This window comes from Pseudomonas sp. ArH3a, assembly GCF_022648765.1.
GTDB lineage: Bacteria > Pseudomonadota > Gammaproteobacteria > Pseudomonadales > Pseudomonadaceae > Aquipseudomonas.
Genome location: NZ_CP080330.1, coordinates 2,975,840 through 2,991,559, shown reverse-complemented (window position 1 = coordinate 2,991,559; position 15,720 = coordinate 2,975,840). Strand labels below are relative to the sequence as shown.

At 60.1% G+C, this 15,720-nt stretch carries 9 protein-coding genes; 6 read left to right on the top strand and 3 right to left on the bottom strand.

The features are described 5' to 3' along the window. Positions 1–64 precede the first annotated feature (64 nt). From K0P33_RS13770 to cobM, 4 genes are all read left to right on the top strand, one after another. A complete protein-coding gene (locus K0P33_RS13770) occupies positions 65–253 on the top strand; it encodes a CbtB-domain containing protein (RefSeq protein WP_242155723.1) in 189 nt (62 codons plus the stop codon). Between the two features lie 11 nt (positions 254–264). Continuing rightward, entirely contained in the window at positions 265–972 is a 708-nt protein-coding gene (locus K0P33_RS13765) for a CbtA family protein (RefSeq protein WP_242155722.1), read from the top strand. Next, the gene (locus K0P33_RS13760; protein WP_242155721.1) at positions 969–1,361 is read left to right on the top strand and encodes a cobalamin biosynthesis protein; all 393 of its coding nucleotides are present in this window, start codon (positions 969–971) and stop codon (positions 1,359–1,361) included. Before K0P33_RS13765 ends, K0P33_RS13760 begins: the two co-directional genes overlap by 4 nt. 69 nt (positions 1,362–1,430) lie before the next feature. Further along, positions 1,431–2,177, top strand: coding sequence for a precorrin-4 C(11)-methyltransferase (cobM, locus tag K0P33_RS13755; RefSeq protein WP_242155720.1), 747 nt, complete (start codon positions 1,431–1,433; stop codon positions 2,175–2,177). A gap of 111 nt (positions 2,178–2,288) precedes the next feature. Here the strand turns inward: cobM and nfuA are convergent, their stop codons facing one another. The 3 genes from nfuA to K0P33_RS13740 all read right to left on the bottom strand — a co-directional run bounded on the left by nfuA (position 2,289) and on the right by K0P33_RS13740 (position 6,350). Continuing rightward, positions 2,289–2,873 (bottom strand): Fe-S biogenesis protein NfuA, encoded by a 585-nt coding sequence (nfuA, locus tag K0P33_RS13750; RefSeq protein ID WP_017136914.1) that lies wholly within the window; start codon positions 2,871–2,873, stop codon positions 2,289–2,291. A gap of 58 nt (positions 2,874–2,931) precedes the next feature. Beyond that, positions 2,932–3,957, bottom strand: a complete 1,026-nt coding sequence (locus tag K0P33_RS13745; RefSeq protein WP_242156041.1) for an acyltransferase family protein — start codon at positions 3,955–3,957, stop codon at positions 2,932–2,934. Positions 3,958–4,043: 86 nt separating this feature from the next. Beyond that, complete coding sequence (locus K0P33_RS13740) at positions 4,044–6,350, bottom strand: fatty acid cis/trans isomerase (RefSeq protein WP_242155719.1); 2,307 nt, start codon at positions 6,348–6,350, stop codon at positions 4,044–4,046. Between the two features lie 166 nt (positions 6,351–6,516). Between K0P33_RS13740 and metH the strand changes: the two genes are divergently transcribed. After that, positions 6,517–10,227, top strand: coding sequence for a methionine synthase (gene metH, locus K0P33_RS13735; RefSeq protein ID WP_242155718.1), 3,711 nt, complete (start codon positions 6,517–6,519; stop codon positions 10,225–10,227). A 94-nt stretch (positions 10,228–10,321) separates the two neighbouring features. Then, the gene (locus K0P33_RS13730; RefSeq protein WP_242155717.1) at positions 10,322–15,142 is read left to right on the top strand and encodes a DUF6543 domain-containing protein; all 4,821 of its coding nucleotides are present in this window, start codon (positions 10,322–10,324) and stop codon (positions 15,140–15,142) included. Positions 15,143–15,720: the final 578 nt, after the last annotated feature.

Here is a 15,720-nt window from a genome sequence, read left to right as displayed (position 1 = left end):
CGCGTGCCCGGCTCGCGGGGTTTCCATGCGCCCGTTTCACCCTGACACCCAGAAGGGACGCGCCATGTCGATCATCAGCAGCACCTCGCACACCGCCAGCAGCACCACCACCCTGAGCCAACGCCTGACCGCCGCCATCGGTGCGTCGATCCTCGGCGCGTGCCTGGTGTATTTCGCCGGTTTCTCGCATATCGAAGCGGTGCACAACGCCGCCCACGATACCCGCCACAGCGCCGCGTTCCCGTGCCACTGAGACCTGCCGACATGATCAAGCGTATCGCCCAAACCGCAGGCTTCACCGGCTTGCTGGCCGCCCTGTTGCTGACTCTGCTGCAAAGCTTCTGGGTCGCCCCGCTGATTCTGCAGGCGGAAACCTTTGAAAACGCCCCGGCCGCTGCCGAAGTAATACCCCATGAACATGCACAAGGCGCCGCCGCTCACACCCACGACGCGGAAGCCTGGGAGCCGGAAAACGGCTGGCAACGTGTGTTGTCGACTACCGGCGGTAATCTGGTGGTGGCGGTTGGTTTTGCCCTGATGCTGGCCGGTCTCTATACCTTGCGCGCACCGACCCGCACGGCTCAAGGCTTGCTGTGGGGCTTGGCCGGTTACGCGACGTTTGTACTCGCGCCGACCCTGGGCCTGCCGCCGGAGTTGCCGGGCACCGCCGCCGCTGACCTGGCCCAACGTCAGGTCTGGTGGATTGGCACGGCTGCGTCCACCGCTACCGGTATCGCGCTGCTGGTGTTTGGCCGCAGCTGGCTGCTCAAAGTGTTGGGCGTGGCGATCCTGGCCGTGCCGCATCTGATCGGTGCGCCGCAGCCTGAAGTGCATTCGATGCTGGCTCCAGAAGCGTTGGAAGCACAATTCAAAATCGCTTCGCAGCTGACCAACGTCGCCTTCTGGCTGGCCTTGGGTCTGATCAGCGCTTGGCTGTTCCGCCGCAACCGCGACGGTCAATACTCGGCATGACCCTGGTGGTCGGCCTGGGTTGCCAGCGGGGCTGTGATGTTCACACCCTGCTGGGCCTGCTCGACACTGCCCTCGCCGAGGGCAGTATCGAACGCCATCGCATCACCGCGCTGGCCAGTCTTGACCGCAAGCAGAATGAACCTGGGCTGCTCGCTCTAGCAAAGGTGCTGAACCTGCCATTGCACTGTTTCAGCGCCGCACAATTGACGGTTTTTGAACACCGTCTTAGCCACAAATCAGAGGTCGCTTTTGCCCATACCGGCTGTTACGGCATCGCCGAAAGCGCCGCGCTGGCCTTGGCTGAACAGCTCTCCCACGGCCCTGCCCGCCTGCTGATCACGCGCAAAAAAGTCGCCCAGGCCACCTTTGCATTAGCCTGCGCCGACTAAAAACCCGATAATCGCCCTTCTCGATCATGAGCAATCTTCATGCTCGCCCGATTTTCAACAGGAACTCCCATGACCGTCTACTTCATCGGCGCTGGCCCCGGCGACCCGGAATTGATCACCGTCAAAGGCCAGCGGCTGATCCGCAGCTGCCCGGTGATCATCTATGCCGGCTCGCTGGTGCCGGCGGCGGTATTGGAGGGCCATCAGGCGAAACAGGTGGTTAACAGCGCCGAATTGCACCTCGAGCAAATCATCGACTTGATCACGGCAGCCCATGCCAAGGGCCATGATGTGGCGCGCGTACACTCCGGCGACCCCAGCCTGTATGGGGCGATTGGTGAGCAAATCCGTCATTTGCGTGAGTTGAATATCCCCTTTCAGATCATTCCAGGCGTCACGGCGGTGGCGGCCTGCGCGGCATTGCTGGAGACGGAACTGACCCTGCCGGGTATCGCCCAAAGCGTGATCCTGACCCGCTACGCCGATAAAACCAGCATGCCGGCCGGTGAGGATTTCGACAGCCTGGCGCGCCACGGCACGACCATGGCGATTCACTTGGGGGTTAATCATCTGGAGAAGATCGTTGCTGAGCTGCTACCGCATTACGGTGCGGATTGCCCGATTGCCGTGGTGCACCGCGCGACGTGGCCGGATCAGGATTGGGTGGTGGGTACGTTGGTGGACATTGCCGAGAAAGTGGCCGCCAAGGGTTTCCGTCGTACGGCGCTGATTGTGGTGGGTCGGGTGCTGGCGAACGACAGCTTCAGCGAGTCGTCGCTGTATCGCGCGGGTCACGCGCACCTCTATCGGCCCTGATAAAACACAGTTGATCATCTTTGTTAGATATATATTGCAAAGCATTGAATTACATACATAAAAAAACGGCGCTCACGGGGCGCCGTTTTTTGTTCGCAGTGAACACCTTACTCAGTAGTAGGCGTTTTCTTTCTGCGTGTGGTCAGTCACGTCACGTACGCCCTTGAGCTCAGGAATGCGCTCGAGCAGGGTGCGCTCGATGCCTTCGCGCAGGGTCACGTCCGCCTGGCCACAGCCTTGGCAGCCACCGCCGAATTTGAGTACGGCGATACCGTCTTCCACGACGTCGATCAAGCTGACCTGCCCGCCGTGGCTGGCCAGCCCCGGGTTGATTTCGGTTTGCAGGTAGTAGTTGATGCGCTCGTTGACCGGGCTGTCGGCGTTGACGTTTGGCACCTTGGCGTTGGGCGCCTTGATGGTCAACTGGCCGCCCATGCGGTCGGTGGCGTAGTCGACCACGGCGTCGTCGAGGAAAGCTTCGCTGAAGTTGTCGATGTACGCGGTGAAGCTTTTGAGCCCCAGGGCGGTGTCTTCAGGTTTTTCTTCCCCAGGCTTGCAGTAGGCGATGCAAGTCTCAGCGTATTGGGTGCCGGGCTGGGTGATGAAGACGCGGATGCCGATACCCGGGGTGTTCTGCTTGGACAGCAGGTCAGCCAGGTAATCGTGGGCGGCGTCGGTAATGGTTATGGCAGTCATGGAAACTCCTCACAGGCTTGCGGGCAGTTTACGCCAAACATTACAGAGGCACAAAGTCCTAGTGTTTTTGTCGGGAAAGGCGTGTCGGGTCATCCATGCCAAACCAACGCTTGAACACGCGATAGCTGCCCTTTTCCAGCCATTGGTAGCTCGCAAATGCACACAATGCCGTCACTGCGATGCAAACGGGCAGGATCGCATAAGGGTCTATGCCCGTGTGTTCCGCAGCCCATCGCCCAGCGTACAGCACCATCGTGTGGATCAAATACACCGAATAAGAGCAATCCCCGAGCATCTTCAACAGGCGCGAGCCCTTGAAGTAAGGCTCCAGTGTCACACAGCTGATGACGAGTACCGCGCTGGGCACGCCCCACTCCAGCGAACGGGGTACATCTGCGCCGATATAAATCGCTACTAACGCACCCACGATACCCAACAACGGCAGCCACGCCCTGGCCCGGCACAGACCACGGCGATACAGCATGCCGATCACAATGCCCATCAGAAACTCCAGGACAATGTCGTTGCTGTAAAAACCGCCGGCCAGGTTCAAAGCCGGACTGATGATGCCGCACACAAGATAGAGCAGCCCGGCCACCACCCAAAACCGATACGACGTACGAACCCACAAGGCCAAGGCGAACAGAAGATAAAACAGCATCTCGAAGTTGAGGGTCCAGCCGACGTCCAACAGCGGATAGATCCCAAAGCCCGCGGGGTGCTGGGCAGGGATAAACAGCATCGACAGGGCCACGTGGCTCAGCACCCACTCATCATTTGGGAACATCGCGGGCACCGCCACGATCAGCAGGGCCATGAGCAGGGTATAGAACCAATATGCCGGCGCGATCCTTGCCACGCGCATAAGCATAAAACGCCACGGTGTCAGGGCTTTGTCTGCGCTCGCAAGGAAAATCACCAGGCCACTGATGACAAAGAAAATATCCACGCCAACGGCGCCTTTGTCGGCAAACAGATACTCCAGCGGGCCATGGACCTCAAAGTTGAAAAAAACCTGCATGAAGTGGTGCCCCACCACCACCCACGCTGCCAAGGCACGTAGCGCCTGCACTGAAATCAGCATCATCGGAATACCTGTTCCAATCCCGCAAGATAGATACCCGACTGCTTCAGCACTCGCTTAGAGAGATGACTGAGTCACTGCAATACTTATAGGTTCTCATACCGGTTCATGTCCAGAACCCCCTCTTCCACCGGCGTGGTTTCGCGGATGTACTGTGACAAGTCGTGAAAGTACTGCCAGAACTGCGGATGGCTGCGGCGTATGCCCCAACGGTCGACAATCTTCTCAAACCGCTTGGCATCCTTGGCATTCTCCATCGCTGCCACAAACTCCGGCACTTGCTGCGCCGGAATATTGAACATGAAGTTCGGGTAACTGCTCAGCACGCCCGGATAGACAGTCAACGTGTCCAACCCCGGCTGATAGCGATAAGCCTCACCCAACAAAAACGCCACATTACTGTGCGCCCGATTACGCAGCAGGCTGTAAACCACCCGCTGACCATTGGCCGTCTCAACCCGCAGCATCGTAGCCTCAGGCAACTGATCAATCACCTTGAGCCCCGCCGCCGGCCGCGACGTCAGACGGCTCAGCGCCTGCTCCGCATCCTGTAACGCTGGATCAATCCCATCGCGCGAGCAATAGGCCCCGGTACAGCGGTTGATCGGATCCGGACTAGCGTTCAGGTTGCCATAGCGCGTCAACAACTGGTTGGCAAAATCTCGCTTCGGATCCTTTTCATCCAAATGCAGCCCGCTCGGTTTATCGTCATCAATAGCTTCATAGTCCAGCCACAGCTTGAGTTTGCCGCTGTTCTGGTACCAATCATCCATAAAATCATCGCGAGTATCCGCCGGCATCAGGCGCAGGAAGTTCTGCTCGGCGCCATTGCGGATCAGGTCGAAGTACAGCCGGGTCTGGGCTTGATGGGACACGTTGCCGAACACATCGAAGTTCACCGCCAACTGATAATAGGTGCGCTCCAGCAGCGGATAGTCAAACAGCCACATCGTCTGCGGTACCTCACCGATCAAGCCCTTGTTCACCGAAGCGCTGTCGAAGTGGCGGAAAATGCTCAACAAGGCATTGTCATTACCGGCCCACAGGCTGGACCAACTCGGTGGCGGCAAATCAGCGTAGCTGTCACGGCGCAAGGCTTCGTATTGGTTGCGCTTGTCGCGATACGCCAACCACAGGCTGAGCACGCTGCCCACGTCGTCGTTCTGCCCCGGCATCGCCAGCAATGGCGTGGCCTGGCCGCGATAACGCGCATCGGTGATGTACAGGTCGTGGTCCGGGTCCTGGAACAGGGTCCAGAAGTTGTCGCGAATCACATCCGTAGCAATCTGCCCACGGCACACCGGCCCACGAATAAAGGTGCGCACGAAGTATTCGGCGTTATCGAGCATAAATTGGTAGCGCGCTTTGGCCGGAATCGCCTCGAACGTCTCGAACGGATTGGCCCGGCGCCCGGGGCCGTAGCCCGGCAAGGCGTTGACTTGCCAGTCACCGGCGTAGAACAGCGCTTTGATCCGCGCCATTTTTGCCGCGCTGAACGGGTACGTGATGTGGGTTTTATGCACGATCACACCCTGCACCGGCCACAGGCGGTAATACACCTGGGTGCCCGGGTCATCGTTGGGGCGGCGGGTGGCGATCAGGTCGATCGGCTGGCCGCTTGGCGTGCGCGAACGTACCCATTGGAAGAAATGCCCCGGCTCGCCGTTCTCAAAGTAAATGTGCGCCAGGTATAGATGCTCATACAACCAGCGCGCCACCAGGCTTTCGCGGGCGCCGGGCTGGTTGAACAGGTTTTCCCACTGCTGCACTTGCAAGGCTTCCTTGGCGCTGGGCGCCAGGCCTTGCTCATCAATCGGCGCACCGGAGGCGAGCCAACGTTGCAGGGTCTGGTATTGCTGGTCGGTCAGGCCGGTGACCGCCAGCGGCATGCCTTCCTTGGGATGGCTGCCTGCGTAGGCATTGAACTCGCCGGGCATGGCGCACAGGTTCTCGCGATTCAGGCCCAGCACGATCTCGTCGGGCAGCTTGGCATTCGGTTGCAGCGGCGCGTTATGCCCCAACTCCAGCATGCGCGCCATCAAGGCGGCCTGGCTGCCTTGGGCGTCGAGTACCGAATAGAAGCCCTTCTGCTGCCAGGCTGGTTTGCCGAACGCGTCATAGAACAGCCGCGTGGTCGGCGCGGCCTGGCTGCGCTCGCCGTCGTAAACCGGTGTTTTGCTGGCACCACGGGCCGCGCCCTCGGCGCTGCCCAGGTTGAGCTGGCAGGCGGAGTCGTAGCAGGCGTGGCAGGCCACGCACTTTTCGGTGAAGATCGGCTGCACGTCACGGGTATAGGAAATCACCGGGGCGGGGCTGTTGACCGGTAAAGCGTCTGCCTGGGCAGTACTGGCAATCAAGGCCAGTACGGCGCTGACGATAAGGCGAAGTGACATGTATCCGGTCCCGATTCAATGCGAGCGATAGAGAAGTGCCGGCGATTCTACCGGGCCATGACCGCCTCCAACATGAACGATATTCATGCAAAACCTGGGCATGCTCTAAATCGGCACAGGTTTGCTATGATTCACCCCCTCCGAAATGCCTGACCAGAGTAGTCCCATGTCCGATCGTAGCGCTCGTCTGCAAGCCCTTCACCAAGCCATCAAGGAACGTATCCTGATCCTCGACGGCGGTATGGGCACGATGATCCAGAGCTACAAGCTTGAGGAAAACGACTACCGCGGCAAACGCTTCGCCGACTGGCCGAGCGACGTCAAGGGCAACAACGACCTGCTGGTGCTCACCCGTCCGGACGTGATCGGCGGCATCGAAAAAGCCTACCTGGATGCCGGCGCCGACATTCTGGAAACCAACACGTTCAACGCCACGCGCATTTCCATGGCCGATTACGGCATGGAAGAACTGGCCTTTGAGCTGAACGTAGAAGGCGCGCGACTGGCGCGCAAAGTCGCCGACGCCAAGACCCTGGAAAACCCGGCCAAGCCGCGTTTCGTCGCCGGCGTGCTCGGCCCTACCAGCCGTACTTGCTCGCTGTCGCCGGACGTGAACAACCCCGGCTACCGCAACGTGACCTTTGATGAACTGGTGGAAAACTACACCGAGGCCACCAAAGGCCTGATCGAGGGCGGCGCCGACCTGATCCTGATCGAAACCATCTTCGACACCCTCAACGCCAAAGCAGCGATCTTCGCCGTGCAAGGTGTGTTCGAAGAACTGAATGTCGAACTGCCGATCATGATCTCCGGGACCATCACCGATGCCTCCGGCCGGACCCTGTCGGGCCAGACCACCGAAGCGTTCTGGAACTCGGTCAGCCACGCCAAGCCACTGTCGGTGGGCCTGAACTGCGCCTTGGGTGCCAGCGAACTGCGTCCGTACCTGGAAGAGCTGTCGAACAAGGCCAACACCCACGTTTCCGCGCACCCGAACGCCGGCCTGCCCAACGAGTTCGGCGAGTACGACGAATTGCCGTCGGAAACGGCCAAGGTCATCGAAGAATTCGCCCAGAGTGGCTTCTTGAACATCGTCGGCGGCTGCTGCGGCACCACACCGGGCCACATTGAAGCCATCGCCAAGGCCGTTGCCGGTTATGCGCCGCGCCCGATTCCGGACATTCCCAAGGCGTGCCGCCTGTCGGGCCTGGAGCCGTTCACGATTGATCGCAGCTCGTTGTTCGTCAACGTCGGCGAGCGCACCAACATCACCGGTTCCGCGCGTTTTGCCCGCCTGATCCGTGAAGACAACTACACCGAAGCCCTGGAAGTCGCCCTGCAACAGGTGGAAGCCGGCGCCCAGGTGATCGACATCAACATGGACGAGGGCATGCTCGATTCGAAGAAGGCCATGGTCACCTTCCTCAATCTGATTGCCGGCGAACCGGATATCTCCCGCGTACCGATCATGATCGACTCCTCCAAGTGGGAAGTGATCGAGGCCGGCCTCAAATGCATCCAGGGCAAGGGCATCGTCAACTCCATCAGCATGAAGGAAGGCGTCGAGCAGTTCATTTACCACGCCAAGCTGTGCAAGCGCTATGGCGCCGCCGTGGTGGTGATGGCCTTTGACGAAGCCGGCCAGGCCGACACCGAAGCACGCAAAAAAGAGATCTGCAAACGTTCCTACGACATCCTGGTGAATGAAGTCGGCTTCCCGCCGGAAGACATCATCTTCGACCCGAACATCTTCGCGGTCGCCACCGGTATCGAAGAGCACAACAACTACGCCGTCGACTTTATCAACGCCTGTGCCTACATCCGCGACGAACTGCCGTATGCGCTGACCTCGGGTGGCGTGTCCAACGTGTCGTTCTCGTTCCGGGGCAACAACCCGGTGCGGGAGGCGATCCACTCGGTGTTCCTGCTGTATGCGATCCGCAACGGCCTGAGCATGGGTATCGTCAACGCCGGGCAGCTGGAGATCTACGACCAGATCCCGGCCGAGCTGCGCGATGCGGTGGAAGACGTGGTGCTCAACCGCACCCCGGAAGGCACCGACGCCCTCCTCGCCATCGCCGACAAGTACAAGGGCGACGGCAGCGTAAAAGAAGCCGAGACCGAAGAATGGCGCGGTTGGCCAGTGAACAAGCGCCTGGAACATGCGCTGGTCAAAGGCATCACCACGCACATCGTCGAAGATACCGAAGAATCGCGGCAGTCATTCGCGCGCCCAATCGAAGTGATCGAAGGCCCGCTGATGTCCGGCATGAACATCGTCGGCGACCTGTTTGGCGCCGGCAAAATGTTCCTGCCCCAGGTGGTCAAATCCGCGCGGGTGATGAAGCAGGCCGTGGCCCACTTGATCCCGTTTATCGAGCTGGAAAAAGGCGACAAGCCCGAAGCCAAGGGCAAGATCCTCATGGCGACGGTAAAAGGTGACGTGCACGACATCGGCAAGAACATTGTCGGCGTGGTGCTCGGTTGCAACGGCTATGACATCGTCGATTTGGGTGTGATGGTGCCGGCGGAGAAGATCCTGCAGGTGGCCAAGGAACAGAAGTGCGACATCATCGGGCTGTCCGGCCTGATCACGCCGTCGCTGGACGAGATGGTCCACGTGGCCCGTGAGATGCAGCGCCAGGACTTCCACCTGCCGTTGATGATCGGTGGCGCGACCACCTCCAAAGCGCACACGGCGGTGAAGATCGAGCCTAAGTACAGCAATGACGCGGTGATTTACGTGACTGACGCCTCGCGCGCAGTGGGCGTGGCCACGCAGTTGCTGTCCAAGGAATTGAAGCCCGGCTTCGTCGAGAAAACCCGCTTGGAATACATCGACGTGCGCGAGCGTACCTCGAACCGCAGCGCGCGCACCGAGCGCCTGAGCTACCCCGCCGCCATCGCCAAGAAGCCGCAGTTCGACTGGAGCACCTACACGCCGGTCAAGCCGACGTTTACCGGTGCCAAGGTGCTGGACAATATCGACCTCAAGGTGCTGGCCGAGTACATCGACTGGACGCCGTTCTTTATCTCCTGGGACCTGGCCGGCAAGTTCCCGCGCATCCTTGACGACGAAGTGGTCGGTGAAGCCGCCACCGCGCTGTACGCCGATGCCCAGGAAATGCTCAAGAAGCTGATCGACGAGAAGCTTATCAGCGCCCGCGCGGTGTTCGGTTTCTGGCCGACCAACCAGGTGCAAGAAGATGACCTGGAGGTCTACGGCGAAGACGGTCAGCCGATTGCCAAACTGCACCACCTGCGCCAGCAAATCATCAAAACCGACGGCAAGCCGAACTTCTCCCTGGCCGACTTCGTCGCGCCAAAAGACAGCGGCGTGACCGACTACATCGGTGGCTTCATCACCACCGCCGGCATCGGTGCCGAAGAAGTCGCCAAGGCCTACCAGGACGCGGGCGATGACTACAACTCGATCATGGTCAAGGCCCTGGCCGACCGCCTCGCCGAAGCCTGCGCCGAATGGCTGCACCAGCAGGTGCGCAAAGAGCATTGGGGCTACGCCAAGGACGAGCAACTGGACAACGAGGCGCTGATCAAAGAGCAATACAGCGGCATCCGCCCTGCCCCGGGCTACCCGGCGTGCCCGGATCACACCGAGAAAGCCCAGCTGTTCCAACTGCTCGACCCTGAGGCACGCGAAATGCAGGCCGGGCGCAGTGGCGTGTTCCTCACCGAGCACTACGCGATGTTCCCGGCGGCAGCAGTCAGCGGCTGGTACTTCGCCCACCCACAGGCGCAGTACTTTGCCGTGGGCAAAGTCGACAAGGACCAGGTCACAAGCTACACCGCCCGTAAAGCCCAGGACCTGGCTGTGACCGAGCGCTGGCTGGCGCCGAACCTGGGTTACGACAACTAAACACCTGGAGCAGGGTTGCGGTATCCCAATGCCGCACGTGTGACGACGAAATCCGCTTTTCTGTGCAGGACCTCTACAGAAAAAGGATTTCGTCATGCCCGAACACCCAACGGCCCTGAGCCCATTGCCCAGCCAGGCCATTCATGCCCATTTCGCCGCGCGCCCCACCTTGTTTTCAGTGGTGTTCAAAGCACTGCATGCAGGGCTGCGACAGCGTTTTGCGAGTCAGCCATTCGACCTGCTCACGCTCAAGCTGGCCAGCCCCACCGCCACCGGTGGCTATGCCTTCCCACTGCTGGTCAACGTCGCCGTTGCGCATGTCCTGAACCCGCAATTGCTGAACCTGCGACCCCGTGGCGAAATGCCGTTCTACCTCTCGCCCGCGCCAGGCAGTGGCCTGGCCGACATCGACATGCAGGCGGTTGCGCAACTCATCGCCGAGCTGCCTGGCTCGCTTTACCTGTACTTCCAGCAGGACCTGGCAGACTTCTGGAGCGCCACCGACAGCCACGGCAGCAGTCGCTGGCAATGGCTCGGCGAGTTTCTCCAGGGGCAAATGAGCGCAACCGCAAGCAGCCCCTCAACGTTGAGCGATACCCAACGGGACATGCTGGCGGTCACCTGCGCCTGGCCGGGGCGCCTGGAACGCCTGCCCCGCTCCACCCCTACTACGTATGCGTATTTCATTGAGACCACGCTGTCGACAGGCGCACAGGAGGTGTGCCTGCTGACGCCGGACTTGCTGCTGATACGCGACAGGCAGGTGTTGCTGTGCAGCGTCGCCGGGGCAATCACACCGTTTGCCTCACTGGATGCCTTTGGCGAAAGCTGGGGCGCGCGGATGCAGGCTGAGTTGCAGTTCGACACCCTCACCTGGCGGCTTAATGAACCGGACGGCAATGTGTTCGAACAGCAAGCCGGGCTTATTCTCAACCAGCAACTGGAAGACCTGGCAACCTTGTCATTTCAAGGTCAAGGCGAAGAAGCGCTTGCACGCACGCTGGATAAACTCACCGATCCGGCCCTGCTGTTCACGCTCGCCCCCAAGGCCGCCCCGCAGCGTTTGCAAACGGTTAACGCGCAACTTCCGCAGTGGCTCAAACACGCCAGCGCCGATGACCGCTTTGCCTACCATCGCCATTTGCAAGACATGGCGCAGGTGATCAAACAGAACCAGGGACGCTCTTTCAACGAAGGCATCGAAAACATCCACGCCTTCAGCCGCGCCGCGTTGCGCAAGCAGATGCAAACCGACCATGGGGATTACGATCCCGATGACCTGGTACTGGACTTCGCCGTGGCTGCTGGTTATCCAGGCACCACGGGCATTATCGAACATGTGCGGATGTCGCTGACCGAACTGGCCCTGAAAAACCTCGCCGGCAAGCCAAAGGGCACGCTGACGCTGTCTTCAAAAAGCGCCACGACGATTCCCGCCTGGCTGAACGAAGCCTATCTGCTGGGCAGCCAAGGCTTGATCCAGCGGGTGGACATTGGCACAACCTACCCGCAGACGATCAAGGACCTGTTGCTGTCCGACAGTGTTGACGCGCGCCGCCGGGAACAACTGTTTGCCCGCGAACTCAAGGTCCAACTGCCGATGCTGGCGCTGGAATATGCGATCAGGCAGCAATACGGCGTCACCACCACTGGCTATCGGTATGTGAAAGCCTTGATGGGCGAAACCCCGGCAGACAGAGTCGTCGACGGCCAGGAGATCGTGCTACGCCCCCTGGCCCTGTGCCGCAAGACCGGTGCCGCGCCGGATACCGTCAACAACGTTTTCATCATCGAGCCCCGGGACGCCCACACCGGCCCGCACCTGCTGTATCGACCCCTGTATGGCGCGGCCTTGTATCAATACCCGACACGCCAAGCCTTGCTGAATGCGCTGGCCGCCCCCGGCGAGTTGCAGACCAGTGTGCTGGCGTGGCTGAGCGACAAGGCGCGGCCGGTCTACGATAACGGTGGCTTCAAAGAGCCGCACATCATTCACTTTCTGCCGGGGGATGAGTTCTCCCCGCCGGAGCATCCCGCGCCGGCGACGCTGGCCGTCGATGAAGGCGCCGATGAATGGTTGCAGTCGCAAGTCAACGGCCAACTGCTCAACCACGTGTTCGGCAGCACCGCGCGGGCCCTGGTGGACCTGGCGGATCGCGAGTCGGTGTCCAACAGCGAAAGCCGCTGGGCCATTGTGATGGAAGGCGCCTGGCTGCTGTTCAACACCTTGGTATTGCCACTGGTACGCGGCCCGGCCATGTTGGCCGGCTGGCTGCTGGTACTGGTCGCCAGCCTGGAACAGGACCTGACAGGCCTGGACAGCAGCGATTCGACCACCCGCGAGCTGGCGCTGATTGACCTGCTGCTCAATGCCGCCATGGTGTTGTTGCACGCCGCGACACCCACCCCCCAAACCCGTCAGCCACTCGCGGCCCAAGACACGGTGCTACGCCTGGCGCCCTGGCGGCGTGCTGCGGCCCAAGCCCATCAGCCCGGCACGCCGTTGATTCGCAAGGGCGCAGTGGCGCTGCCCGGTGAGCCGCCGGCCACCGGCCACACGCCTTTGGATTTCAGCCGCTCGATTGCCGCCCCAAAGGCCAGCGCACGGTTGCTGAAGGCGTTGCTCGATGTGCACGTGCCCTGGCCCGACGCCTTGCCGCCTCCCGAGGCAGGCGGCGCGTTCAAAGGGCTGTACCGCATTGGCGCTACCTGGCACGCCAGCCTCGGCGGGCTGCTGTTCCAGGTCAGCGTGGTGCCGGGTTTCGGCGAGGTGTATCTGGTTGACCCACAGCACCCGCTGCGCCCCGGGTTCAAGCTGGCCAGCGACGGTCAAGGGCATTGGCGGCTGGAGCGCAAGGCCCGGCTGGAGGGCGGTATGCCCAGGGAAAAACTGGATAAATGGCAGCGCAAACACCGCGATCGGATCGCCGCGCTCAAGCGAGAGTTGCAGAGCCTCAATAAGGAAATGCTGCCGTTGGCGAATGCTTCAGTTGGGTTAAACAAAACCATGGAGCTTGCCCGTGCCGAGTGGGTCAAGTGCAAAAGAGCCCTGCGCGAGGATTGGATAAGGCTCAACACCCCGAGCACAATTGCCGGGCTGCAAGCCAGCATCGCCGTGCGCCATGAGCAAAGGCGCGGGTTAACCGCTAAAGCCATGGTCGAGTGGGAAATTGCCTTCGATAAGTACCGGCAAAACGCCGAGACCGTCAATGCCCAAATGCGGCTGATCGAAGCCAAGGCAGGCGAACTGATGGAAGCCGACAAGACCGATCCCAAGCATACACACGACCGCAATATCGCCGCAAAAAGCCTCTATGCCTATTGGGCAGAGGTCTATCAGGTGCTGGTGCAAAAACTCTCCTATACCTTTGAAACTGATCAGGGTGAAAATTACGAAGAGCTCTCTGAACGCGTCAATCGAGAACTGTCCGAACGTGTTGTGTACGGCTATCAGACGTACATCGAGAGCAAAAATCTGCAATTTCAAGTGTTCCAACAGATGCTCGAACCCGCAGAAAAAATTGAAAGTATCCTCAAACAGGCCGATCCGGCACTGCGCGAATTTCTGTTGAAAGACGACCCCTATAATCGAAACGCCTCAGTCGCCCTGAAACAAAAAATGCTCTACACCCTGATCGAGCTGGTACTGGATCGCAGTTCTGCAGACAGCGACATAACGGAACACCCGTTCATCCTCGACATGATCGCCCCCCAAAACGCCGCCAGCATACTGGCCCATACGGAAATGCTCACCACCAGTGGCTACTCGGCGCGCGAACAAATGGACGTGCTCGAGGGCGTTCTTGCGCGCTATGAGCGCTTGGAAAACGCTGTCAACTCACTGACTGACATGGGCTCCGCCTTTGTGCGCGAAGCCTATCGGGCGCAGTTTCTGGAGCAACTCGCCGTCGCCCGTGCCAGCCTTGAGGCGCAGTTGGCCGATGTGATCCTCACACAGGAAGGGTTCGCGCCTGTGCCGAGCGAGCCACGCCCCACACGCACGAAACCGGCCACTCGCAGAGTGTTCAGGACGCGCAACAAAAACACGCTGGTGGGGGATTTGCGCCCGCCTCAGACCGAGGCCCCCGGCAACTTTGTCGACATCAAGGACCCGATCACCGGAACCACCGTGGCCACTTACCTCGAACACGCCACTGAAGGGGTGTGGGTCGAGGTTGTCCCGGCGGCGCCGCAAGCACCGCCGGCAGCGCCGACGATTCGTTCGTTGAGAACGATTGAACGTAGCGCACACGCCCTGAAAACCGAAAGGGCGAAAATCGAACGCTCGATACGCACCCAGCAGAAAAAACTCCAAGACCCCACACGACGCGAAGATCTCACCCCGCTGGACTGGGACACCATGCTGTCCAACCATGCGAACCACGTGCAGGCCCTGGCCAATGAAATCCGCCGCAACCACGCCACCCACGCTAATGCCGACGCGTTGATCCAGACGTACCTCGACGAGGCGACCGACACACAGAAGCAGGCCCGTCAGATGTGCAGTGAAGGCTACCTGCAGCAGCGCCCCCAAGCCTACAAAGTCGACTACCTGTGGAGACATGGGTTTGTTGATATCAACTTGGCAAAACGGCGCAAGTTACTCAAGACGGGCGACTATATCGACGAATATACCGTGCGCGATAAAAGCAAAGTTGAGGCTAAGAAACCGCCTGAGGAAACCCTCTTGTGGTACGCACATTTCCATTACCTACGCGTCGATACACCGATATTACAAAGCAGCTTCGGCCACCTGAAGACCAAAGAGGAGCAGCTCTTTACGCGTAGAGAGTTGATCGATCAGGCCAAGGCAGACAACCGCGCCGTGATCAATCTGGATAAAGCCGAGATCAAACCGCCGCTGGATTACGATCTGTTCCTCAAGCTGGGAGAAGAGCAGGCTAAAAATCAGTAGGCGCACCTTGAGTAAGCGCTAACGTCACAAAAAAATCCGAGGCCATCAGCGGCCTCGGATTTTTTTGCGGCACAGCGTCAAGCCAGAAGGCGTAGATGAGCATGGCGCAGGGCCGCTGGGTACATATCCGTTGCTGCGATAACGGCCCCTATTGGTACGGCTCTTACAGCGGGTCACTTTTGGAAAAGAGCCCGGAATGCCGGCCCCACCACTCGGCACCTCGCCTAGGCTCGGTGTGCCGGAACGAAGGCTTGAATCCGTGCGGCCAGAGTGGCTAACGGGGCCTGTCAGATCAAGATCAAACACAGAGCACGGCGGCGATTCGACTTGCTCGCGAATACGGTGGGTCAGTTACAAATGAGCTGACTGACCCACCGCTTTCGCGAGCAAGCCCGCTCCCACATTGGGATCTCATTACATTCAGGTAGATGTGGTGTTGCTGTGCTTTTGCTTCAACCACTCAGGTCGGCTACTAGGCCGCCGTGCTCTTGCTTTTGATCTTGATCTGAGGCGCCCCGTTAACCACGCTGGCCGCACGCAGGCTTGAATCCGTGGGTAACCCGGCAGGACGCCGGGTT

Bases quoted from the DNA above. Each gene is read 5' to 3' on its own strand.
- metH (WP_242155718.1), top strand. From the start codon at position 6,517: ATGTCCGATCGTAGCGCTCGTCTGCAAGCCCTTCACCAAGCCATCAAG.
- cobM (WP_242155720.1), top strand. From the start codon at position 1,431: ATGACCGTCTACTTCATCGGCGCTGGCCCCGGCGACCCGGAATTGATC.
- K0P33_RS13730 (WP_242155717.1), top strand. From the start codon at position 10,322: ATGCCCGAACACCCAACGGCCCTGAGCCCATTGCCCAGCCAGGCCATT.
- K0P33_RS13770 (WP_242155723.1), top strand. From the start codon at position 65: ATGTCGATCATCAGCAGCACCTCGCACACCGCCAGCAGCACCACCACC.
- K0P33_RS13740 (WP_242155719.1), bottom strand. From the start codon at position 6,350: ATGTCACTTCGCCTTATCGTCAGCGCCGTACTGGCCTTGATTGCCAGT.
- K0P33_RS13745 (WP_242156041.1), bottom strand. From the start codon at position 3,957: ATGCTGATTTCAGTGCAGGCGCTACGTGCCTTGGCAGCGTGGGTGGTG.
- K0P33_RS13760 (WP_242155721.1), top strand. From the start codon at position 969: ATGACCCTGGTGGTCGGCCTGGGTTGCCAGCGGGGCTGTGATGTTCAC.
- nfuA (WP_017136914.1), bottom strand. From the start codon at position 2,873: ATGACTGCCATAACCATTACCGACGCCGCCCACGATTACCTGGCTGAC.
- K0P33_RS13765 (WP_242155722.1), top strand. From the start codon at position 265: ATGATCAAGCGTATCGCCCAAACCGCAGGCTTCACCGGCTTGCTGGCC.